Origin of the sequence: Streptomyces platensis (assembly GCF_008704855.1) — a bacterium.
Lineage (GTDB): Bacteria > Actinomycetota > Actinomycetes > Streptomycetales > Streptomycetaceae > Streptomyces > Streptomyces platensis.
Genome location: NZ_CP023691.1, coordinates 3,129,918 through 3,149,260 on the forward strand (window position 1 = coordinate 3,129,918; position 19,343 = coordinate 3,149,260).

At 68.9% G+C, this 19,343-nt stretch carries 19 protein-coding genes, 1 tRNA gene and 3 pseudogenes; 10 read left to right on the forward strand and 13 right to left on the reverse strand.

Annotation, left to right across the window (positions count from 1 at the left end):
- Window positions 1–19: 19 nt before the first annotated feature.
- Together CP981_RS13725 and CP981_RS37705 are read left to right on the forward strand one after the other, a co-directional pair.
- Window positions 20–95, forward strand: a tRNA-Arg gene (locus CP981_RS13725).
- A gap of 529 nt (window positions 96–624) precedes the next feature.
- The gene (locus CP981_RS37705) at window positions 625–1,155 is read left to right on the forward strand and encodes a hypothetical protein (protein WP_158092696.1); all 531 of its coding nucleotides are present in this window, start codon (window positions 625–627) and stop codon (window positions 1,153–1,155) included.
- 89 nt (window positions 1,156–1,244) lie between these two features.
- On the opposite strand, the pseudogene CP981_RS39370 reads toward CP981_RS37705, so the two are convergent.
- Window positions 1,245–1,337, reverse strand: a pseudogene (locus CP981_RS39370) (phosphorothioated DNA-binding restriction endonuclease); the annotation flags it as partial.
- Window positions 1,338–1,426: 89 nt separating this feature from the next.
- Here CP981_RS39370 and CP981_RS13740 point away from each other — a divergent pair.
- The 4 genes and pseudogenes from CP981_RS13740 to CP981_RS13755 form a co-directional block, all read left to right on the forward strand.
- A complete protein-coding gene (locus CP981_RS13740) occupies window positions 1,427–2,002 on the forward strand; it encodes a hypothetical protein (protein WP_085927487.1) in 576 nt (191 codons plus the stop codon).
- Window positions 2,003–2,074: 72 nt separating this feature from the next.
- A complete protein-coding gene (locus tag CP981_RS13745) occupies window positions 2,075–3,238 on the forward strand; it encodes an ADP-ribosylglycohydrolase family protein (protein ID WP_085927486.1) in 1,164 nt (387 codons plus the stop codon).
- A gap of 61 nt (window positions 3,239–3,299) precedes the next feature.
- A pseudogene (locus tag CP981_RS38590) lies at window positions 3,300–3,698 on the forward strand (nucleoside/nucleotide kinase family protein); the annotation flags it as partial.
- 80 nt (window positions 3,699–3,778) lie between these two features.
- Window positions 3,779–4,440 (forward strand): annotated as a pseudogene (locus CP981_RS13755) (IS5 family transposase); the annotation flags it as partial.
- 118 nt (window positions 4,441–4,558) lie between these two features.
- On the opposite strand, the gene CP981_RS13760 reads toward CP981_RS13755, so the two are convergent.
- From CP981_RS13760 to CP981_RS13815, 12 genes are all read right to left on the reverse strand, one after another.
- A complete protein-coding gene (locus CP981_RS13760; protein ID WP_085927485.1) occupies window positions 4,559–4,885 on the reverse strand; it encodes a MerR family transcriptional regulator in 327 nt (108 codons plus the stop codon).
- A gap of 900 nt (window positions 4,886–5,785) precedes the next feature.
- Window positions 5,786–6,154, reverse strand: coding sequence for an ATP-binding protein (locus CP981_RS13765; protein ID WP_167536096.1), 369 nt, complete (start codon window positions 6,152–6,154; stop codon window positions 5,786–5,788).
- 937 nt (window positions 6,155–7,091) lie between these two features.
- Window positions 7,092–7,745 (reverse strand): PAQR family membrane homeostasis protein TrhA, encoded by a 654-nt coding sequence (gene trhA, locus CP981_RS13770; protein WP_085927483.1) that lies wholly within the window; start codon window positions 7,743–7,745, stop codon window positions 7,092–7,094.
- Between the two features lie 360 nt (window positions 7,746–8,105).
- Window positions 8,106–8,414: an SCO5918 family protein gene (locus CP981_RS13775; protein ID WP_085927482.1), complete on the reverse strand. Its 309-nt coding sequence runs from the start codon at window positions 8,412–8,414 to the stop codon at window positions 8,106–8,108.
- A gap of 60 nt (window positions 8,415–8,474) precedes the next feature.
- Window positions 8,475–8,864 (reverse strand): CBS domain-containing protein, encoded by a 390-nt coding sequence (locus tag CP981_RS13780; RefSeq protein WP_085927481.1) that lies wholly within the window; start codon window positions 8,862–8,864, stop codon window positions 8,475–8,477.
- Between the two features lie 62 nt (window positions 8,865–8,926).
- The gene (locus tag CP981_RS13785) at window positions 8,927–10,441 is read right to left on the reverse strand and encodes a DEAD/DEAH box helicase (RefSeq protein WP_085927480.1); all 1,515 of its coding nucleotides are present in this window, start codon (window positions 10,439–10,441) and stop codon (window positions 8,927–8,929) included.
- Window positions 10,442–10,774: 333 nt separating this feature from the next.
- The gene (locus CP981_RS13790; RefSeq protein ID WP_006604711.1) at window positions 10,775–10,978 is read right to left on the reverse strand and encodes a cold-shock protein; all 204 of its coding nucleotides are present in this window, start codon (window positions 10,976–10,978) and stop codon (window positions 10,775–10,777) included.
- A gap of 817 nt (window positions 10,979–11,795) precedes the next feature.
- Window positions 11,796–12,593: an AfsR/SARP family transcriptional regulator gene (locus tag CP981_RS13795; RefSeq protein ID WP_158092695.1), complete on the reverse strand. Its 798-nt coding sequence runs from the start codon at window positions 12,591–12,593 to the stop codon at window positions 11,796–11,798.
- 299 nt (window positions 12,594–12,892) lie between these two features.
- Window positions 12,893–14,476: an MFS transporter gene (locus tag CP981_RS13800; RefSeq protein WP_085927478.1), complete on the reverse strand. Its 1,584-nt coding sequence runs from the start codon at window positions 14,474–14,476 to the stop codon at window positions 12,893–12,895.
- 110 nt (window positions 14,477–14,586) lie between these two features.
- Window positions 14,587–15,207, reverse strand: coding sequence for an NUDIX hydrolase (locus tag CP981_RS13805; protein WP_085927477.1), 621 nt, complete (start codon window positions 15,205–15,207; stop codon window positions 14,587–14,589).
- A 119-nt stretch (window positions 15,208–15,326) separates the two neighbouring features.
- Window positions 15,327–15,863, reverse strand: a complete 537-nt coding sequence (gene folE / locus CP981_RS13810) for a GTP cyclohydrolase I (RefSeq protein ID WP_085927476.1) — start codon at window positions 15,861–15,863, stop codon at window positions 15,327–15,329.
- 31 nt (window positions 15,864–15,894) lie between these two features.
- Entirely contained in the window at window positions 15,895–16,299 is a 405-nt protein-coding gene (locus tag CP981_RS13815; protein WP_085927475.1) for a cupin domain-containing protein, read from the reverse strand.
- Between the two features lie 199 nt (window positions 16,300–16,498).
- Here CP981_RS13815 and CP981_RS13820 point away from each other — a divergent pair, with 199 nt between their 5' ends.
- The 4 genes from CP981_RS13820 to CP981_RS13835 are packed head-to-tail and all read left to right on the forward strand — an operon-like array spanning window position 16,499 to window position 19,243.
- Window positions 16,499–17,197 carry a phosphoribosylaminoimidazolesuccinocarboxamide synthase gene (locus CP981_RS13820; RefSeq protein WP_085927474.1) on the forward strand — a complete coding sequence of 233 codons (699 nt, stop codon included), beginning with the start codon at window positions 16,499–16,501 and terminating at the stop codon, window positions 17,195–17,197.
- Window positions 17,194–17,907 (forward strand): SDR family oxidoreductase, encoded by a 714-nt coding sequence (locus CP981_RS13825; RefSeq protein WP_085927473.1) that lies wholly within the window; start codon window positions 17,194–17,196, stop codon window positions 17,905–17,907. The genes CP981_RS13820 and CP981_RS13825 overlap by 4 nt, the downstream gene beginning before the upstream one ends.
- A gap of 11 nt (window positions 17,908–17,918) precedes the next feature.
- Window positions 17,919–18,413, forward strand: coding sequence for a hypothetical protein (locus CP981_RS13830; RefSeq protein ID WP_085927472.1), 495 nt, complete (start codon window positions 17,919–17,921; stop codon window positions 18,411–18,413).
- On the forward strand, window positions 18,410–19,243 hold the full coding sequence (locus tag CP981_RS13835) for an HAD family hydrolase (RefSeq protein WP_085927471.1): 834 nt from the start codon (window positions 18,410–18,412) through the stop codon (window positions 19,241–19,243). The genes CP981_RS13830 and CP981_RS13835 overlap by 4 nt, the downstream gene beginning before the upstream one ends.
- Window positions 19,244–19,343 lie beyond the last annotated feature (100 nt).

A 19,343-nucleotide genomic window follows, 5' to 3' on the forward strand; every position in this document is an offset into this window, starting at 1 on the left:
TGATCCACGTCCACACCCGGCCCCCGTAGCTCAGTGGATAGAGCAGGTGCCTTCTAAGCACTTGGCCGCAGGTTCGAGTCCTGCCGGGGGCGCCATCGCCCGTACGGTGTCCAGCCCTCCCTTGTGGAGGGCTTTTTCGCTGGTCAGGGGCGGTTTGGCGGACGCGTCGTGGCAGCTTCGGCAGGGCCGGAACGGCTCCCGGCGGCGAGGGCGTCAGTCCGGCTGGCGCGGGTTTTGAACGGCTCTCCGCGGCTGGTTTTCCCGAAAACTTCCCGAAGTTTTTCGACGGTCCCTTCACAGCTGCGGGCACGGTGGGCAGCCGCTGGGGCTCTTCGATCCGCCCCTGGAGTTCGGTCAGCTCTCCGGTGATGCAGCGCGTGGAGATGGCCAGGAGGACGGGGACGCTGTTGCCCGCCCAGGCGGCGACCTGGGCCGGCGGGATGCCGTTGTTGAGCCAGGTCGTCAGGCAGGTGTGGCGAAGGTCGTACGCACGCTTGCCGACGGGCGAGCTGTACTCGTGCTCGATGAGGACGGCCTTTCGGGCCTTGCGCCAGACCCGGCGGAACACCGATCCGGTGGGCAGCCGTACGGCAAAGGCTGCTCGTACCGAAGATCACCGACGACATGCGGAAGTCGACTGTCCTCGCTCCGGGCAAGCGGACGATCGCCATCGATCCGGAGTACCCACTCTTCAGCGGCGTCCCCCTCGAAGGGATCGTCGGGGACTGGCAGATCGACCAGGACGGCGGGTTCGGCGACTTCGTCCGTAACCGGCACTACCGCCCCACCCCGACGGCGGTCGGAATGCTTCGGGCAGAGAACACGGTGGAGCGGGCCGTCCAGCTCAGGCTGCTCGGCCGCATTACGGAGGACGAACTTGTGAAGGAGCTGCGCTCCGCTCAGGTCCTGGTCCCCGTGGAGGACGACGGCAGTACGCCGCGCCTCCGGGAGCGCGGCCCCGGAGAGCGCCCATTCTTGCTGATGTACACCGGAGTGCGCCACGCACCGCAGGGCGGGGAGCATTGCCGCTGGATGAACGCCGCGGAGGTGGCGGGTCGCATGATTAATCTCGACATCGAGATCGACGAGGGGAGCGCGGCATGCCTCGACATTGCGGCTTCCAAGGTGGCGGTGAGCCCTTTCGGCTGCCCCTGAGACGCTATCCGCTTACCGAACGTGATCCTTCGATTCGGCTTGGGCGGGCATGAACTCCGGCTGGCGGCGGGGGAGATAGGACGGTTCGTCCCGACCGGGTTCCGTCCCAGTGTCCCGTAGTACCCGCACATCGCACACGCGAAGGCATAGGCGCGCAGTACTTCTTCGGCGAATCCTGACCTAGGGCATGGCACTGACAGTGGGGCCGACGCACCGGCTGAGTAAGGTGAGCGATCATGGGAGCAGCCGGAGCGGAGGGGGTGTTAGCGCCATGCTGGAGCCAGGACTGGGGACGCCGGATCCGTTCGTCTCGATGCCCGCGCCGAGTGTGAAAGGGCGTCTCTTCGGCGGCCTCTTCTTCTTTCTGGCGCTTCTCTGCGCCGGCTTCTCGCTGTACAACTCGACGCACGCAGCGGGCCTCGTCGGTCGTCACGGCACGCTCACGGTCGAGCGCTGCTGGATCGACCACGGAAGCCGTCACCACAGCGACAAGACGGTGTGCGCCGGCACCTTCCGCGCAGACGACGGAACGACCGTCGATCACGAGGCGACCATCACGGCAGACCGCGAACGGGGCGACCGCATCCCCGTCCAGCAGACCGTGAGCGGCTACCTCGCCACCGGCTTCGGCGAGATCTGGCGCTGGTGCGCGCTGTTCTTCCTCGGCTGGATCGTCGCCGCGCTGGGGATCCCGTTCGCCGCGACCGGCATCATGCCGAGCAGGGGACAGGCCATGGCCGTGGGCCGGTTGATCGCCGGAACCCGCGCGAGTGCCTGGATGAAGCGGCTGGTCCTGGGCGGCGCCGGTGGTGCGGCGCTCAGCCTCTACCTGGCCTGGATCTTCTGAGCCGGACGGCTCCGACCACGCGATCGATCGACGCAATGACCATGAGCACAACCATCAAGTGAGGGAACCGGCTTGAACAGTCAGTCGTGGGGCGACATCGTCGCCCGCCGTGCCCGTGTCCGTGGCTGTCTTCTGGGCGGGGCGATAGGCGACGCCCTGGGATACCCGATCGAGTTCCAGTCGCTGGCCTCGATCCGCAACGGCTACGGGCCGTCCGGGGTCACCGGCTTCCTGCCGGTCGGCGGCGTCGTCCTCGGCCAGGTCTCCGATGACACCCAGATGACCCTCTTCACCGCGGAAGGCCTCATCCGCGCCTACGCCCGCTACGGCCCCGCCACCGGCGACGGCATCAGCTCCGCCGGGCCCGTGATCGTGCGGAACGCCTATCTGCGCTGGCTCGACACCCAGAACCACCCCGCGCCCCCGCCGCCGGCCGAACTCGCCTACGACCGCACCGGCTGGCTGCGCCAGCAGACCTGGCTCTACGCCCGCCGTGCCCCCGGCAACGCCTGCGTCTCCGGCCTCCGCTACGAGCACATCCCCGACAAGCTCGGCGAGCTCGGAGCGCCGGGGCCGGTCAACCCCGACTCCAAGGGCTGCGGCACGGTCATGCGCTCGGCTCCCTTCGGCCTCACCGGCATGCCCGTTCGCCGAGCCTTCGAATTCGCCGCCCGCTGCGCCCAGATCACCCATGGCCATCCCACCGGCTACTACGCGGCCGGTGCCTTCGCCGCCATGATCGGACACCTACTGGACGGCGACTCCCTCGAAGGCGCCGTGCTGCGCTCGATGGAACTCCTCGCCCGCTATCCCGGCCACGAGGAGACGACGGCCGCCCTCCGCAAGGCGGTCGACCTGGCTGCCGACGGCACCGCGACCCCCGAGAAGGTCGAAACCCTCGGCGGAGGCTGGATCGCCGAGGAGGCCCTGGCCATCGCCGTCTACTGTGCCCTCGCCCGCCCCGCCGACCCGGCACCCCGGCGCACGCGCGTTGAGTCAGCCTTCCTGCTCTCCGTCAACCACTCCGGTGACAGCGACTCCACGGGATCCATCTGCGGCAACCTCCTCGGCGCCCACCACGGCGACCTCGCCCTCCCCCCGTCCTGGCTCACCGCCGTCGAGGGCCGTGGCACGATCACCGAGCTGGCCGACGACTTCTCAGCGGCGTTCCACCCCCTCACCCACCAGCCGTACAACGAGTCGTTCTTCGCCCCCGGGCGCTACCCGCGCAGCTGACGCCGCTCGGCCACGGGCGCCCACCCGGCACCGTACGGCAGTGCCCGGGCATGATGGAGGGGTGCGGCGGGAAGCGATCTCCTGGGAGCGGCTGACCGATGCGCGCGCTGACCGGATCGGAAAGCTGACGGCGGCGGACGGCGGTCCGTGGCTGCGCGTCGCGATCGACGGGGCGCCGACCGCCCATCCGGAAGGGCTGGCGGCGCGCTTGGCGGATGTCCTGCGGATCCGCGGACGCTCGGTGCAGACCGTCGGGACGGGCGGCTTCCTGCGACCCGCCTCGCTCCGGTACGAATTCGGGCCCGAGGACCCCGACGCGTACTACGACCAATGGCTCGATACGGGTGCGCTGTGGCGCGAGGTCTTCAACCCCCTGGAGGCGGACGGCAGCGGGCGCATCCTGCCCGACCTGTGGGACAGGCCCGCATCGAGATCGGATAGAAGCTCCGCGATCCACCTGGCGAGCACGTCGTCTGCAACATCGAGCGGCTGCACACAGGGGGCCTCTGGGAAGAACAAAGGCACGGCCTCGCCCAGGTCATACGCCCGCAAGGCGGCGGCCGCCGACGGGCCGGTGACCGCGCCTGCCTGGCAGCGATCATCTTCGTGGCCACCTCGGGCTGCACGTGGCGGCAACTGCCGCCGGTGTTCGGGCCGGCCTGGCCCACCGTCTACCGGCGCTTCGCCCAGTGGAGCCGGGACCGGGTGTGGGCCAGGCTGCACCGCGTCATCCTGGACGAGCTCGGCGCCCGCGGAGCGTTGGACTGGTCGCAGTGTGCGATTGACTCCGTCAGCGTCAGGGCGGCAAAAGGGGGCCACTGACCGGACCGAATCCGACCGATCGAGGCAAGAGCGGATCGAAAATCCACCCGATCACGGACCGCAACGGGCTGCCCCTGTCCCTGGGCATCTCCGGCGCCAACATGCACGACAGCCTCGGACTGGAACCACTCGTGGGCGGGATCCCGCCCATCCGCTCCCGCCGCGGACCGCGCCGCCGGCATCCAGCCAAGCTCCATGCCGACAAGGGCTACGACTACGACCACCTGCGCCGATGGCTCCGTAAGAAAGGCATCCGTCACCGCATCGCCCGCAAGGGCATCGAGTCCTCCACCCGGCTGGGCCGCCACCGCTGGGTCGTCGAAAGGACGGTCTCCTGGCTCGCCGGATGCCGCCGCCTGCTCTGGCGGCAGAGCCCGAAGGCCCCCCTGGACCTCGGTGCGGCGGACGGGCCCGTTCCGGTTGTCGGCCCGGCCGCCGGGGCAGCGTTGTCGCGGCCGCAGCGGTGCTCAGCTCGGGCAGGTAGGTCTCGAAACGCTGTTACGAGGTGGCGTCGCGGGTGCGCAGGTCTTCGTTGATGCGCTGGGCTTCTTCGAGTTGGTCTTCGAGGATGATGATGCGGCAGGCGGCTTCGATGGGGGTGCCGGCGTCGACGAGTTCGCGGGCCCGGGCGGCGATGCGTAGTTGGTAGCGGGAGTAGCGGCGGTGACCGCCTTCGGAGCGCAGCGGGGTGATCAGGCGATGCTCACCGAGGGCGCGGAGGAAGGCGGGGGCGGTGCCGATCATTTCGGCTGCCCGGCCCATGGTGTAGGCGGGGTAGTCGTCGTCGTCGAACTTGTCGACGGGGCGGGGACTGCGAGGGGGCATAGACCTCTTCTTTCGGGGACGCGTCGAGGGGCCCGAGTGCCGTTCCGGCACCCGGGCCCCGAGCTTTCAACACCATCTACCGGCTGACTGCGCCGGCCTTCTTGTTCCGCCGGCCCGCCTGGGAGGGCGGGGCTGCGGGGATCGCGGATGCGTGACCGGGGACCACCTTCCAATCCGGGGCCTGCGGTACCCGAGCGGTGTTCTTCCTCGCCCGGGCGATCCTGATGGCGTCTGCTCCTTACCTCATTCGGCTACTCGGTTGTACTGCTGGATATCGCGGGTACTGCATGCGACCCCTGGGGCCGCTCGGCCCGGCAGTCAGCGAAGGAACCACCATTTCCGGCCCCGTCGCTCCACTGCCGTTCCGCGTTCTGTCTGACCTGCTTGCACAGCAGTTCATCTCTGCTGTGCCCTCTTCGACTTCTTGGGTACGGGAAAACACTAACCTCCACACGCACCCATGTCTATGCTCGCCGTGACAGATTTTCTCAACAGCCAGTGAGCGGACTTCTGCCTCATGCGCACCCGGAAGAGTGCCATTCGGGTTGGCCGGCCCGGCGGGTACAGGCTGAGCCCTGCGGCACAACCGACTCAAGCGGGGTGTGAGCGCATGAACGACATGGCGACAGCCCACACGATAGCTCCGAGGCCCCCTCTCGTCTTCGAAGACGACAGCCCCGCCGGCATCCCACACACCCGCGGCGTAACCCGTGCCTTCGCCGACAGACTCACCCCGGCCCGGCTTCCGAGGCTGCGGCAACCCTCGCCCTGGCGGTCTCCGAACTCGCCGCCAACGCCCTGCGCAACGGCGCAGACGCACCGCCCCCTTGAGGTCTTTGCCTCGGCGCGGTGCGTGTCCGGGTCCGGTTGAGGCCCCGGTAGCGGGACCGTAAAGCCCCGCTACCGGGGGAGTTGGGCATGGATGGTTTTGCCGGTTCCGGGGGCGGGGGTGATGGTCAGGTGGCTGGTGAGGTGACGGATCATGTGCCAGCCGAAGCCACCGCTGCCGCCGTGGAGATCAGGTGTGCGTTCGCGGGGGGCCGCTGAGCTGAGGTCGCTGACCGCGGCGGTCAGCGTGTCCGGGCCGACGGAAAGTCGGAGGGTGTACCGGCCGCCGCCGTGGCGCAGGGCATTGGTGGCGAGTTCCGACACCACCAGGAGGAAGGTGTCCGCGCGCTCGGGATCCGGTGCTGGGGTGAGGTTGTCGGTGAATGCGCGGGTCGCCTCGCGGGCCCGGTGGATGCTGTCCGGGCTTTCGCCCCGCACCACGGTCGGTACGGGATGAGGGGCGCTGCTGATCTTCGTGCCGTTCCTGCGTGTACACCCCGCCTGTGCCCTGTTGCGCCTTTTGCCGTGACAGGCAGCGTGCCCGCCCCTTCAGTTCCCGCACGCCGGCAACGCGCTACCTGGTGCAGGTTTCACTAGGCGTGGCCGACAGAAGCTCGGCCCCCGTCTTCACAGAAAATCTGCCATGTCGGCGATAGACATGCGACCTCGCGGGGGTTAGAGTTTTCGTCGTAGCCAAGAGATCGAAGGCACGGCAGAGGTCGAACTGCCGCGCATGCAGTGTCAGAAGAGGCACGGCAGTGGAGTCGCGGGGCCGAAAGGTATGCACAGGGGCCCCGCGACTGACTGCCGGGCCGGGCGGCCCCCGGGGCCGCGAGCGGAACAGCCGATCCGCAGAAGCAAGCAGGTCGGCAGGAGGAGGAAAAGGAGGCAGACGCCATCAGGATCGCCCGGGCGAGGAAGTGAGTCCGCTCGGGTACCGCAGGCCCCGGATTGGAAGGTGGTCCCCGGTCACGCATCCGCGATCCCCGCACTTCCCGCCCTCTCCCGGGCGACGGTGCGGAAACAGAAGGCCGGCACCGCAGTAAGCCGGCAGATGGTGTTCAAACCCCTCGGGGCCCTGGTGCGTATTCGGCACCAGGGCCCCGCGATGCATTCCCCGACGTCCGAACTCCGTTTCCGCGCCCGAGCACGGCCGCCGGGCCCCGGGGACGTTCAGCCGGCGTCGGACGGCCTGACCCCACAGCAGCCACGCAGACGAGCTCGGTCGATGTCGTCGCCGGAGCTCTTCGCCATCAGCCTGGCGCGAACCGGACTGAGCACCGCGGTCGAGGTGTCCCCTGACCTCGCGGCAGCGTCCGAGGCTCCGCGCCTCTGAACACCGGGCGGACGAGGCATACGAGCCGGCACACCGCTGTGGTCAGCTGACGGCGAGGGCGATGGCGAGGTAGTGCGCGGTGAAGCCTGCCACGGTCAGGGCGTGGAAGACCTCGTGGAAGCCGAACCAGCTGGGTGAGGGGTTGGGGCGCTGGAGGGCGTAGACCACCGCGCCCACGCTGTAGAGGAGACCGCCGGTCACGATCAGGGCGAGTACGGCCGCTCCGCCGGTGTGCAGGAAGTCGGGCAGGTAGCGCACCGGAACCCAGCCCAGGGCCAGGTAGCAGGGGGTATACAGCCAGCGGGGAGCTCCGACCCAGAGGGCGCGGAAGGCGATGCCGACCAGCGCCCCCGTCCACACGATCCACAGCAGGACGGGCTGCTGGGCCGAAGGAAGGAGGAGCACGGCCAGGGGGGTGCAGGTGCCGGCGATGATGAGGAAGATGTTGGCGTGGTCGAGACGACGCAGAACGGCCTCGCCGAGCGACCCCCAGGTGCCGCGGTGGTAGACGGCGCTCGTCCCGAACAGCAGCAAGGCGGTGACGGCGTACACGGTGCAGGCCAGGGCAGCCTGCGGGGTCCGGGCCAGGCGGATGAGGACGACGCCAGCCATCAGCGCGGCCGGGACCGTCGCGGCATGGAGCCAGCCACGAAGCTTCGGCTTTATCGGCTCCACCAGGTCGGATGCCCGCTCCACCAGAGCGGCAGCCGGGTGAGGGCCCTCCCCGGCGCTGTCACGGCGCGCTCCGCGGGGTTGGCCGGCCGGCGCTCCTTCTCCCCTCACCGGAGCGAGGGGCATACTTCCGGATTCGGCAGCGTCGCGGGACACAGCTTCCTTCCTCCTTCGGACCGTTGGGCCTCGCTGACAACCAGGTGGCCACGCCAGGAGTCTCTCCCCACCGCGTTCGGGGAGGTCAGCCTCGGACCTGGCCCCGAGGCGGTGGCGGACTTCGAGGTACTCGAGGGGGTCGGAACGGCTGGGACCGTCTTCCGCTCTCGCCCTTCCGGCCGCTGAGTTGGCCGCTGCCGGGCGGATTCGTTGCCCACAGCGGTCCGGTCAGGCTCGAGCCGGGTGCCCCAGCAGGGCCGACGCCGTCTCCAGTGGTGTGAGACCGGCCGGCGGCACGAGCGCGGCAGCCGGGCGGCACACGAAGCCGAGGCGGCTCAGGGCTCGGGTCACTTCACCGGCGGAGAAGTCACGGCGATCCTGCCGAGTGATGATCTCCCCGACCTGCTTGACGGGGTAATGGCGGCGACCGATGAGCACGGACTCACCCGTGATGGGTTCGGCTTTGATGCCCTTCATCGCATCCTGCACCTCGGTCTTGAGCAGGTCGAAAGGGAAGCGGGCGATGACGACGCGCATAGTGCCTCTACAAGGTCGAAGAGAAGCCGGAAACGGAGCGCCGGCCTGGGCGGAGAGGGATCAACGGGTGAGGACGACGACGCCCAGGGCGTGCCCGTCCTCACCGATCACGGGTGAGGCCCGCAGCGCACGTTGACGCATGGCGCGTTCCGCGTCGTGTGCGGACATCATGGGCGAAGTGAAGGGCCCACGGTCGTAGATGAGGTCCCGCAGCCGGGTCTCCTCGGTGTACCAGGAGCCCTGGTGGTGGGCTGTCATCTGGGAGCGGGTGATCAGGCCCGTACACCGCCCGTCCTCGTCACGGACGAGGAGATGGTCGGCACGGGCCCCGATGAGGACGGACAGGGCCACGTCGACGATCATGTCGTCGCCGACCTGTGGTCCCGGCGACGACATGACGTCGCCGGCTGCCTTGCCGGAGCGGTCCGCCTGGGGGTAGCTCTGCAGCATCAACGAAAGCCTCCGTGACGATGGTGATCCGACGAGCCGAGCGTGATCGTTCCGGGACCGGCTCAGGCGGCCGGGGCCGAGGAGGTCTGCCGCGCAGTCGGTGTCGCGGTGCGGGCTGATCCTGCGGCACGGCGGGCCTGGGCGGGGCGGCTGCGGCGGCCGCGGGTGGAGGAGCCGCTGCGCTTGGTGCGTTCGACGACCGGTGCGGCGATGGTGACCGGGGTACCGGAGGGTGCCTGGGCGCCGGTGATGCGGCTCAGCTCGGCCTCGCCGGAGCGGACCTGGGTGGTCTGCGGGGTGATGCCCGCGTCCGCCATCAGGCGGTTCATGGTGCGGCGCTGGTTGGGCAGGACGAGGGTGACGACGCTGCCGGACTCGCCGGCGCGCGCGGTACGTCCGCCGCGGTGCAGGTAGTCCTTGTGGTCGCTGGGCGGGTCGACGTTGACGACGAGGTCGAGGTTGTCGACGTGGATGCCGCGGGCGGCGACGTTGGTGGCCACCAGGACGGTGACATGGCCGGTCTTGAACTGGGCCAGGGTGCGGGTGCGCTGGGGCTGGGACTTGCCGCCGTGCAGGGCCGCGGCGCGGACACCGCTGTTCAGCAGGTGCTTGGTGAGGCTGTCCACGGCGTGCTTGGTGTCCAGGAACATGATCGACCGGCCTTCGCGGGCGGCGATCTCCGTGGTGGTGGCGTGCTTGTCGGCGCCGTGGACGTGCAGCACGTGGTGCTCCATCGTCGTGACCGCGCCCGCCGAAGGGTCGACGGAGTGGACCACGGGGTCGGTCAGGTAGCGCCGGACCAGCAGGTCGACGTTGCGGTCCAGGGTGGCCGAGAAGAGCATCCGCTGCCCCTCGGGCCGGACCTGGTCGAGCAGCGCGGTGACCTGGGGCATGAAGCCCATGTCGGCCATCTGGTCGGCCTCGTCCAGCACGGTGATGCCGACCTGGTTCAGCCGGCAGTCACCGCGCTCGATGAGGTCCTTGAGCCGTCCCGGCGTGGCGACGACCACCTCGGCCCCGCCGCGCAGTGCGCCGGCCTGGCGGCCGATCGACATGCCGCCGACGACGGTGGCCAGCCGCAGCTTGAGTGACCGGGCGTAGGGGGTGAGGGCGTCGGTGACCTGCTGGGCCAGTTCCCGGGTGGGGACCAGGACCAGGGCCAGCGGCTGGCGGGGCTCGGCGCGCTGACCGGCGGTACGGGCCAGCAGGGCCAGACCGAAGGCGAGCGTCTTGCCCGATCCCGTGCGTCCGCGGCCGAGAACGTCGCGTCCGGCCAGCGAGTTCGGCAGCGTGGCGGCCTGGATGGGGAACGGGGCGGACATGCCTTCCGCGCTGAGGGCCGCCAGCAGCGCCGGCGGCATGTCCAGCTCGGCGAAAGTCCCGGCCGGGGGCAGGGCGGGAGTGTGGGTGACGGGCAGGGCGAACTCTCCCTGCAGTGTCGCGGGACGCCGTCCGGAGCCCCCGGAACGCCCCGTGCCCGAGCGGTTCGGCCCACCGGAGCGGTAGCCGCCGCGGCCTGAGCCGGACGAGCCGGCAGAGCGGGAGTAGCGGTCATTCGTGCGAGCTGTGCGGTTCATGGAGAACCTTCCTCGATGCGGTACGTCGAGGAATTCCCGGCGGCAATGAGCCGCACACAAAGAATCGCAAGAACGAACCGATGAAATGGGATGAAACGAAGCGGGGAGGAAATGTGTCGACCCTGCACACCGGGGCCGGAGGTTTCGCAAAGAAGAGCGAAACAGCCGCCGGATCGTCATTCGGGCGGGTTGCCGCCGCAGCATAGCGGTCGGGGAGTCGAACTGGCCGCCCGCTTGCCGCGTGTGCGGCCATTGCGGGGAACGCGGGAACCCCGAAAAGCAACGAGCTGGGGCCCGCACCCAAGGTGCGGGCCCCAGCTACGGTGTAACGCGTCAGGCGGGAACGATGTTCTCGGCCTGCGGGCCCTTCTGGCCCTGCGTGACGTCGAAGTTCACCTTCTGGCCTTCCTGCAGCTCGCGGAAGCCCTGGGCGGCGATGTTCGAGTAGTGGGCGAAGACGTCGGCGCCGCCACCCTCCTGCTCGATGAAGCCGAAGCCCTTTTCCGCGTTGAACCACTTCACAGTGCCAGTAGCCATGTCATATCTCCTTCGGGGCAGTGCCCGGAGCCCACACCGTGCGAGCTCCGTATCGCTGCGTTGTTTGCCCGTCCGGAAATAAACACCGGAAATACGAAAGCGCTCCGCCGTGTACGACAGCGAGCACGCTTGAAGTCTTGGGAACCACAACTGCAACTGAGATCGACGGTAGCACGGTACTGGCGGCCACACCCGGCACATGATCCCGACGGTTTCGGGAGCGTAAAAAACCCCTACCGCACCAGTGGCTATTTCTGTAGTCGCGGCGTGAGATATTCGGCATCGGCGCTCGCCCGCATTCGGCCGGAAATGCGTCGCCCCCCTCGGCCGACCGGGCTCCGCAGGCAGGCACGGGCCGGACGCCGTCGGCGCCTGCCCCGACCGCACCGCACGACCGTCGGGGACAGCACGGCGCAGCACGCCAGGAGCGGCGTGCCGGGCGGGCTCGCGGGGGCGGGGCATGGAGCCCCTTTCCGCTCGGCCCGCTGGGCATCTCCGGAGCCATGCGCTCATACAAGCAGCCGGCCCGTCTCGGAGAGGCCGGAGAAGCCGCGGCTGGTCGAGGGCAACGCGAGCGGCGGCAGGACGGAATCTGCCCCCCAGGCCGGCCCACGGTCAGCGCAGACAGCCCGGCACGCGGCTCGGCCACGGGGACAACCTTCTTCTGTTGCCGAAGTTGAGGAAAAACTACCCCGACAACAGTAGATATCGGCGGTACGCCTGCTTCCTGAGGGCCGTCGGCAAAGACTCGAGCTCCTGCTGCGCTCCGAAGGCGGCCGGGCGAGGCGGCCGGGCGCCCGGCGAGCGCCGGCGGCCACTACCCGAGCCCTCCTGGGAACGCCACGCGTTTGGCCCTGAACCCCGGCAGTGGCGCTTGGCAGGCCGGGACGGTCTCGACCGGGTTCGCGGGTGCCCCGAGGCCGGAGTCGCCGCGCAGGATCTTCTCCTCCAGCTGCCGGAGCTGCTCCATCGGGTCGACGCCCAGTTCCTCGGCCAGGATGCGACGCACACGTGTGTACGTGGCCAGCGCCTCTGCCTGTCGTCCTGTCCGGTGCAGTGCTTTGATCAAAAGCTCCCAGAGCCGTTCACGGAACGGGTGCTGAGTGGTGAGGGCCTGTAGTTCCGGGATGAGGGTGTCCGGCTGGCCGAGATCGAGCTGGGTCTGTGCATAGCGCTCAATGGCAAGCAGCCGCAATTCCCCCAGCCTCTCCAGTTCCGCCCGGAGCGGCACCCCCAAGGACAGTCCTTCCAGGGGCCTGCCCCGCCAGACTTGCAGTGCCGCCGTGAAATGCTCCGCTGCTTCCGCTATCGTGCCCTGGGCCAGCGCCTCGTCGCCCAGTCGTAATTCCTCCATGAACGTGGACAGATCCAGTTCACCGGCTTCGACCCGCAGGGCGTAACCACCGGAATGTGTGGTCAGCCGGTCCTCGGGCTCACCGGCGTCGCGCAGCAGGCGGCGCAGTCCCGCGATGTGCCCGCGGACATTGACCGTCGCCGACGGCGGCGGCTCCTGCCACCAAGCGCACTCCACCAGATAATCGGTCGCCGCCAGGTGGTTGGCGCACAGCAGAAGAGTGGCGAGTACAACCTGCTGCCGGGGAGCGCCCATTGCCATAGGGGAATCATCCGCACTCATCACAACAGGCCCAAGAATGCCAAACTTCACAGCCCCCGTACCTTTCTTTGGCTCTTTTCGCTTCGTATGCAGTAATCGCAGCAGGTCTCCCGGCGCGACCTGTCCGGACCATCACGAATTCCGGGAAAGCCAGGGGAATTACCGGGAAGGGTTCTCTCCTCTCGCGCAGACGCCCCGCCGGGCGGTCAGTTGCACGGGAAATCCCCTCCGTCGAATGGGCGATGGGAAGAAACCACAGCAGGGGGTGGAATGCCGTGTGCAAGGCTCCTCGGAGGCGCCTAACGGCTTTCCTGTACGGCGTCGGGGAGTTCCGGCTGTGGTGACAGCAACTCGGCCTCGCCGAGGTCGGGGGCCGGTCGGCGCAGCAGGGCGAGACTCATGACCACCAGCAAGGCCAGAATGCCGATCTCGACGAGCGCCGCCACCCTGACCCCATGGGTGAACGCCTTCCGGGCCATACCGAGCAGCTCGGCGCCGAGGTCACCGGGCAGTTGCCGGGCCACCCCGTTGGCACCGCCCAGAGTTGACCGAGCGGCCTCGACCAGGTCCGGACGCAGGCCGGACGGGAGCGAACCGGTGTCCATCTGGGAGCGGTAGACGGCAGCGGCGACGGATCCGGCGACGGCTACGCCCAGCGCGTTGCCGAGTTCGGCGCCCGTCTCCCCGATTCCCGAGGCGCTGCCCGCACGTTCGCGAGGCACGCTGCTGATGATCACGTCGTTCGTCAGGGCAAGCGCCGCCGAGATGCCGAAGGCCGGGATCGAGAAGCCGACGGCCGCCAGGGCGAGTCCGGACCTGTCGGTGACCTGGGCGATCATCGCCAGTCCGGCGACCGAGAACGCGAACCCCCCTGCCATGACCCATCCGGGACGGATCCGGTTGGCCACCGCCGGGGCCAGCAAGGTACCGACGACCCCTGCGGTCATCGCGGGCAGCGCCCACAACCCCGCCTCCAGCGGGGGCAGTCCCAGCACCAGCTGGAAGTACTGCAAGATCAGGAACTGGGTGCCCGTCAGCACGAAGAGGCCCATGGTCTGCGCCCCCAGCGACACCCCGAAGGCCGGACGGGAGAAGAGCCTGAGGTCGAGCATCGGGTCGGTGAGCCGGAACTGCCGGCGGACGAAGACCACACCGAGGACCAGCCCGGCGCCCACAGCCACGAACGGGATTTCCCGGACGCCGTCCTGGGCGAGTTGTTTGAAGCCATACACCACCGGCAGGACCGTGCCGATGGACAGCACCACACTGACCGCATCCAGACGCCCGGCCTTCGGACTGCGGGACTCCGGCAGCAGTATCGGGCCGGCGACCAGGAGAATCAGACCCACCGGCACACCGAGAAGGAACACCGAGCCGTACCAGAAATGCTCCAGCAGCACGCCGCCGATCAGCGGGCCGATCATTCCGCCGATGCTGAAGTTGGTCATCCACACCGCGATGGCGAAGCGGCGCTGTCCGGCATCGCGGAACATGTTGCTGATCAGAGAGAGGGTCGAGGGCATCAAGGTGGCCCCGGCCACGCCCAGCAGGGCGCGAGCCGCGATGAGCATGCCGACATTCACCGAATAGGCAGCGAGAAGTGACGCGCAGGCGAAGGCGACGGCACCGATCAGCAGAAGTCTGCGGCGGCCGATCCAGTCGCCGAGAGTTCCCATCGTGGCGAGGAAACCGGCGACCAGGAAACCGTAGATGTCGACGATCCAGAGCAATTCGGTGCTGCTCGGCCGTAAACCCTCGCTCAGCTGTGGCGCGGCGAGGTGCAGCACCGTCATGTCCAAGCCGATGAGGATCGTGGGCAGGGCGAGCACGGCAAGCCCGGTCCACTGCCTTCGGCCGGCCCGTATCGGGATGTCATCGCTCACAGATGGCTCCTGCTGTTCGCAGACCGACCGTCACAGCCGGCCCTTTCCGGTCTGGGCGATCATATGAACGCTGATTGCGCGTCCGCACGGAAGAAGATCCAAACCAGCCATCAGGGGGCGGCCAGTTGGCCCGCGCAGTCGTCCAGCAGACGGCGCACCGCATACGTGACCGGGCGGGACAGAGCCTCTCCGGGCGTGAGCCACACGGCCTCGGTGCCCTCCGGCCCGAGGGTCACCTCGAAGTCCTCGCCCGCGTCCGGCAACAGCCGGTAGACGTGCCACAGATGAGCGTCGGCGCCACGGCGGCATCCGTCTCCCGGAATCGGAGTGGTCGCCAGGTACTCCAGTGCACCGGCGGCGATACCGGTCTCCTCCTCGAGTTCCCTGGCCGCCGCGCGTTCGGGGGACTCGTCACGCTCCATATGGCCGGCGGGCACCGTCAGGCCGAACGGGAACGCCGTACGGTCGAAGAAGAGGAAGCGCCCCCGGGGGTCCTGGACGAAGACACCCGCCGTTTCGTGCCAGTACTCACCGTCGTCGGCCGTCCACCAATTGATGGCCGGATCCACCACCACCGCCCGGTCGGCCGCCCGTCCGCAGGCGTGGCACAGGCAGTACCGTCTGCCGCTGTCCTCAGTGCGCCACTCGACCGCCTCGCCGTGGCAGTGCAGGCAGTAGTGGTGGGTGGCGCCGTCGTCGGGGACATCGGGTGGCAGAAAATCGAGTCGCATCCTCTTCTCCCTTGTCTTCCGTGCCCTTCCGCACCGTTCCCCTGGCGAGGGTCCGTGCGGCAGACAGCCCTCTGGCGTGTCTGCCGCACGGAGTCGGTGCGCCGGCAGGCGGCCGGGAGTCAGGCGTCGAGACCGAACCGGGTGAACAGCTCCTTGTCACCGGTGACATAGGAGGTGTCGGTGATCGCCGTCTGGTCGGACGGGCCCCGGCTGCACATGCACATATGGCGTCCAGTGGAGATCACCTTTGCCGCGCGGGCGCCACCCGAGCTCATGATCTCCTCGGCGATGTCCTTCACCAGGTGCTCCTGGATCTGGAACCTGCGGCTGAACGCCTGCACCAGGCGGGGGAACTTGCCCAGGCCCAGGATCCGGTCGCCCGGCACGTACGAGACCGAGACCTTGCCGTAGAAGGGCAGGAAGTGGTGGGCGCAGATCGAGTAGTAGTTGATGTCGTGCACCCGGACCACACCGGCGTGCTCACCCTCGACGTCAACCGTGGTCTTCAAAATCTTCGAGGTGTCGATTTCATAACCGCTCAGCAGTTCGCGGTAGGCACGCACGATGCGCGGCTCGCACTCCGGCTCCCGGTACCAGTCCAGCGCACGCTTGTCGGTCGTGATATTGCCTTCGAGCCACTCTGCAATGCTGCTCATGGTTTCTCCTGAGATGTCGGCTGAGACTTACTCAATCGGATTCTGCCGGCGGCCAGCTCTGCGGGGGCCGCTGCCCGATGAATTCGATCACGACGTTCCGGTAGGGATGATTCCCCTTGTTGACCAGCCGGTGCGGCTTACCCCGGCGGCGGTGCACCACCTCACCGAGGTAATCGTCCTGGTCTTCTATCTCCCCGTCCTCGTACTCGAGTCGCACCTTTCCGGGGTTGTCCACGACGAATACGTAGTCCCACGGGTGTTCATGCCATTCGCTGGCGTCCTCGGGCTCCAATTCCAGGAGCCAGACCCTGGTACGTTCGTCCTCGAACAGCAGCTTCGTACCGGCGGTCCCGTAGTGACGGCCGGGCACCTTGCCCCGGAGTTCCTCCGGGATGTGCTCGTGGCCATGCCCGCTGCCGGTCTCCATCTGGGTCATTTCCGGCTGACACCTCCTGGTGCGTTCTTGACGTGCGCTTTGATCTTGCGCCGGAGACAGGCTCTCCCGAGCGCATACAGAATCGGTACAGGTTCCGTACATTCGCACATGCCCCTGGACCATTCCGTTCCGGCCCGGGTAGCCTCGGCCGGGATCTTGGAAAGGCCCGCAGCAACTACAGATCTGCAAAGGGGCAACCATGTCGACCCACAAGGTCAAGCCCGATATCGAAGGCCGGAGCAAGAAGCTGTGGCGAAACAGCGATGGCACCTGCGACATAGAACTCATTGCGAGTCTGCACAGCTACACGTATGGCCAGAACGGAATAATCCCGGAGACCGCCAAATTACGCCTGGACTTCTATGAGTCGGCCGCCTGGCGGCTCGCCGGCATGGGAGTGCGTACGGCATTCCGGGAACGGCTCGGGGACATCAGCTACCGGGCTGACTACGTGCCGGCGCCACCGTATGAGGTCATCGTGAAGAACATCGCCACCGGATCCACGGTCCGTAAGTATCCCGGACTGTTCGCGGAGGGCCACCGGTTCAGCCCGCCGGTGGTGAAGTTCGACTACCGGACCGATCCGGAGGACCAGCCGATCGGCGAGGACTATCTGCGAGCCGACGGCTGGGATGTCGAAGCGTTCCGGCAGTGTGCGCTGGAGTGCAACGAGGGCCTGCGCAGCTGGCTGGCGCCACTCGATCTCTGGGACTTCTGCCTGATCATGGGGATTGGCGCGGAGGGGGTGCCCGTCATCAACTCCGAGATCTCCCCGGACTGCATGCGGTTGCGCGACGAGGCCGGACGGCCGCTGGACAAGGACCTGTTCCGCCAGGGGGCCGAGCCGGCGGTCATCATCGACGCCTGGACCGACCTGGTGCACAGGGTCCGGGGATGACGGCGGCGGAGCGGAACGCCGGCCGCACCGTGGTGCTGACCGGCGCCAACCGGGGCACCGGCCGGGCGATCGCCGAGACGCTGCACACGGCGGGCTGGCGGGTATGGGCCCTGGGGCGCACCCCGACCGATCCTCCCTGGCTGCGGGATGTCCCTTGCGACCTGCGGTACCCGGAGACGGTCGGCCCGGCAGTGAACCAGGTCGCCGAGGAGGCGGGCGCGCTGCATGCGGTGGTGGCCAACGGTGTGGTGCGGTCCCTGGGCGCCGTCGGGTCGCTGCCTCTCGCCCAGTGGCGGGAGGCGGTCGACGTCAACCTCACCGCGGTGCTCGCGCTGACCCAGGCGGCCCTTCCCCATCTGCGGGCCGGCGGCGGCCGGATCGTCCTGATGGGAAGTCACGCGGGCAGCCGGTTCTTCGAGGGCGGAGCCGCGTACTGCGCGACCAAGGCGGCACTGAAGGCGCTCGCCGAGGTATTGCTGCTGGAGGAGCGGGTGCACGGCGTGTGCACCACGCTCGTCAGCCCCGGAGCGATCGCCAGCCTTCCGGGGGACGACTCCCCGCTGAAAATGGGGATGTCCTCGGTGGCCAGGACGGTGTGCTGGGCGCTGGAGGCTCCGGACGACACCGTGATCGGTGAGATCGAGCTCAGGCCGGCACGGCTGACCGGCCGGCCGGCGGTGTCCGGCCTCGACCGGCTCCAGGCCGTCTGACAGGAGGCAACATGAGCGAGCACACGATCGTCGGTGACACCGAACAGCCCGAAGTGAGCTGGGACTTCGGCGTCGGGGTACTGTCCATCGCGGCGGATGGCCCGGTGCCCGGGAGCAACGGCTCCCCGAGCGTACGGATCAACTTCTCCTCCCGGATCTGGATCTCCCTGGACCGCAACGGCAGTCCGGTGTCCGTCGACATCCTCGATGCGCCGGCCATCATCGCGCGTCTCGTGCCGCCGGCCCGGCGCGGGGACCCCGGACCCGGCCCGGCGACGGCAGCGGCGGGTGGCATTCCCTGGCTGCTGGACACCGACAGCGACTGGATCTGGGTCGAGTTGATCCGGTCGCCCATCTCCCAACGGCTCGAACGGAACGGCCATGTGGAGCTGCGGCTCACCGACGACAGACCGACCCAGTTGAAGCTGCGGGTGCCGGTCACCGGGGCATCCAGCCGGGAACCGGTCGCCGGTGCCCCGGACCGTGCCGGGGCGGCGCTGCCGTGACCGCGCCGGACCGCGTCCGGCTCATCTGTACCGATTTCGACGGCACGCTGCTGAACACGGCCGGGACCGTCGGTCCGGTGACCCGGAGCGCCCTTGCCGTGGCGGCGGACCACGGCCTGCCGGTGGCGGGTGTCACCGGCAGGCCGCTGCGCGATGCCCTGGCCGTGGCGCGCGACCACGGCCTGGGCGGCCTGGTGGTGTGCAGCAACGGGGCGGTCACCGCCGAGGTGGACAGCGGGCGGGTGGTGATGTGCCGGGGCTTCGCCGGGCCCGAGGTGGGTCCGGTGCTCGGGCGGCTACGGGCCCGGCTGCCGGGCGTGGTGTTGGGGGTCGACTCGCTCCGGGGGCTGTTCCTGGAGCCGGACTTCGCCGCTCTGGTGCCCGACTGCTGGCCTCATCAGCAGGTCCCCGATGCGTTCGCCTCACTCGCCCGGGACGACCAGGTGGTCAAGATTCTGGCCGTCCATCCCACCGTGCCGGGACCGGCGCTCGCCGAACCCCTCACCCGGCCGGAGGACGGCCTCAAAACCACCTGTTCCACCCCGTACTTTCTGGAGATCTCGCCGCGGGACGTGGACAAGGGCGTGTCCCTGCGCTGGCTGGCCAGGTACTACGGCACCCGGATCACCGCCACCGCCGCGATCGGGGACATGCCGAACGATCTGCCGATGCTGCACACTGCCGGGCTTGCCGCCGCGGTGGCCAACGCCCACCGGGACGTCCGGCGGGCTGCCGATCTGATCGTGCCCAGCAACGACGAGGAAGGAGTGGCGGACCTCATCATGATGGTGTGCCATGCGGGACAGGAGGCCCCGTACGCGGACCGTTGAGGACACCGTGCGCGCCTGCCCTCCTCCGCCCCGCCGGCAGGGCAGGCGAGGGCCCCCGCCGGAGCCCGCTTCGGAGCCCTCGTCGCCCGACGGCATCGGC

Excerpts from the sequence above, each read along its gene's own strand:
- CP981_RS37705 (WP_158092696.1), top strand. The coding sequence starts at position 625 with ATGCGGAAGTCGACTGTCCTCGCTCCGGGCAAGCGGACGATCGCCATC.
- CP981_RS13740 (WP_085927487.1), top strand. The coding sequence starts at position 1,427 with ATGCTGGAGCCAGGACTGGGGACGCCGGATCCGTTCGTCTCGATGCCC.
- CP981_RS13760 (WP_085927485.1), bottom strand. The coding sequence starts at position 4,885 with ATGCCCCCTCGCAGTCCCCGCCCCGTCGACAAGTTCGACGACGACGAC.
- CP981_RS13775 (WP_085927482.1), bottom strand. The coding sequence starts at position 8,414 with ATGCGCGTCGTCATCGCCCGCTTCCCTTTCGACCTGCTCAAGACCGAG.
- CP981_RS13780 (WP_085927481.1), bottom strand. The coding sequence starts at position 8,864 with ATGCTGCAGAGCTACCCCCAGGCGGACCGCTCCGGCAAGGCAGCCGGC.
- CP981_RS13785 (WP_085927480.1), bottom strand. The coding sequence starts at position 10,441 with ATGAACCGCACAGCTCGCACGAATGACCGCTACTCCCGCTCTGCCGGC.
- CP981_RS13790 (WP_006604711.1), bottom strand. The coding sequence starts at position 10,978 with ATGGCTACTGGCACTGTGAAGTGGTTCAACGCGGAAAAGGGCTTCGGC.
- CP981_RS13795 (WP_158092695.1), bottom strand. The coding sequence starts at position 12,593 with ATGGCAATGGGCGCTCCCCGGCAGCAGGTTGTACTCGCCACTCTTCTG.
- CP981_RS13805 (WP_085927477.1), bottom strand. The coding sequence starts at position 15,207 with ATGCGACTCGATTTTCTGCCACCCGATGTCCCCGACGACGGCGCCACC.
- folE (WP_085927476.1), bottom strand. The coding sequence starts at position 15,863 with ATGAGCAGCATTGCAGAGTGGCTCGAAGGCAATATCACGACCGACAAG.
- CP981_RS13815 (WP_085927475.1), bottom strand. The coding sequence starts at position 16,299 with ATGACCCAGATGGAGACCGGCAGCGGGCATGGCCACGAGCACATCCCG.
- CP981_RS13820 (WP_085927474.1), top strand. The coding sequence starts at position 16,499 with ATGTCGACCCACAAGGTCAAGCCCGATATCGAAGGCCGGAGCAAGAAG.
- CP981_RS13825 (WP_085927473.1), top strand. The coding sequence starts at position 17,194 with ATGACGGCGGCGGAGCGGAACGCCGGCCGCACCGTGGTGCTGACCGGC.
- CP981_RS13830 (WP_085927472.1), top strand. The coding sequence starts at position 17,919 with ATGAGCGAGCACACGATCGTCGGTGACACCGAACAGCCCGAAGTGAGC.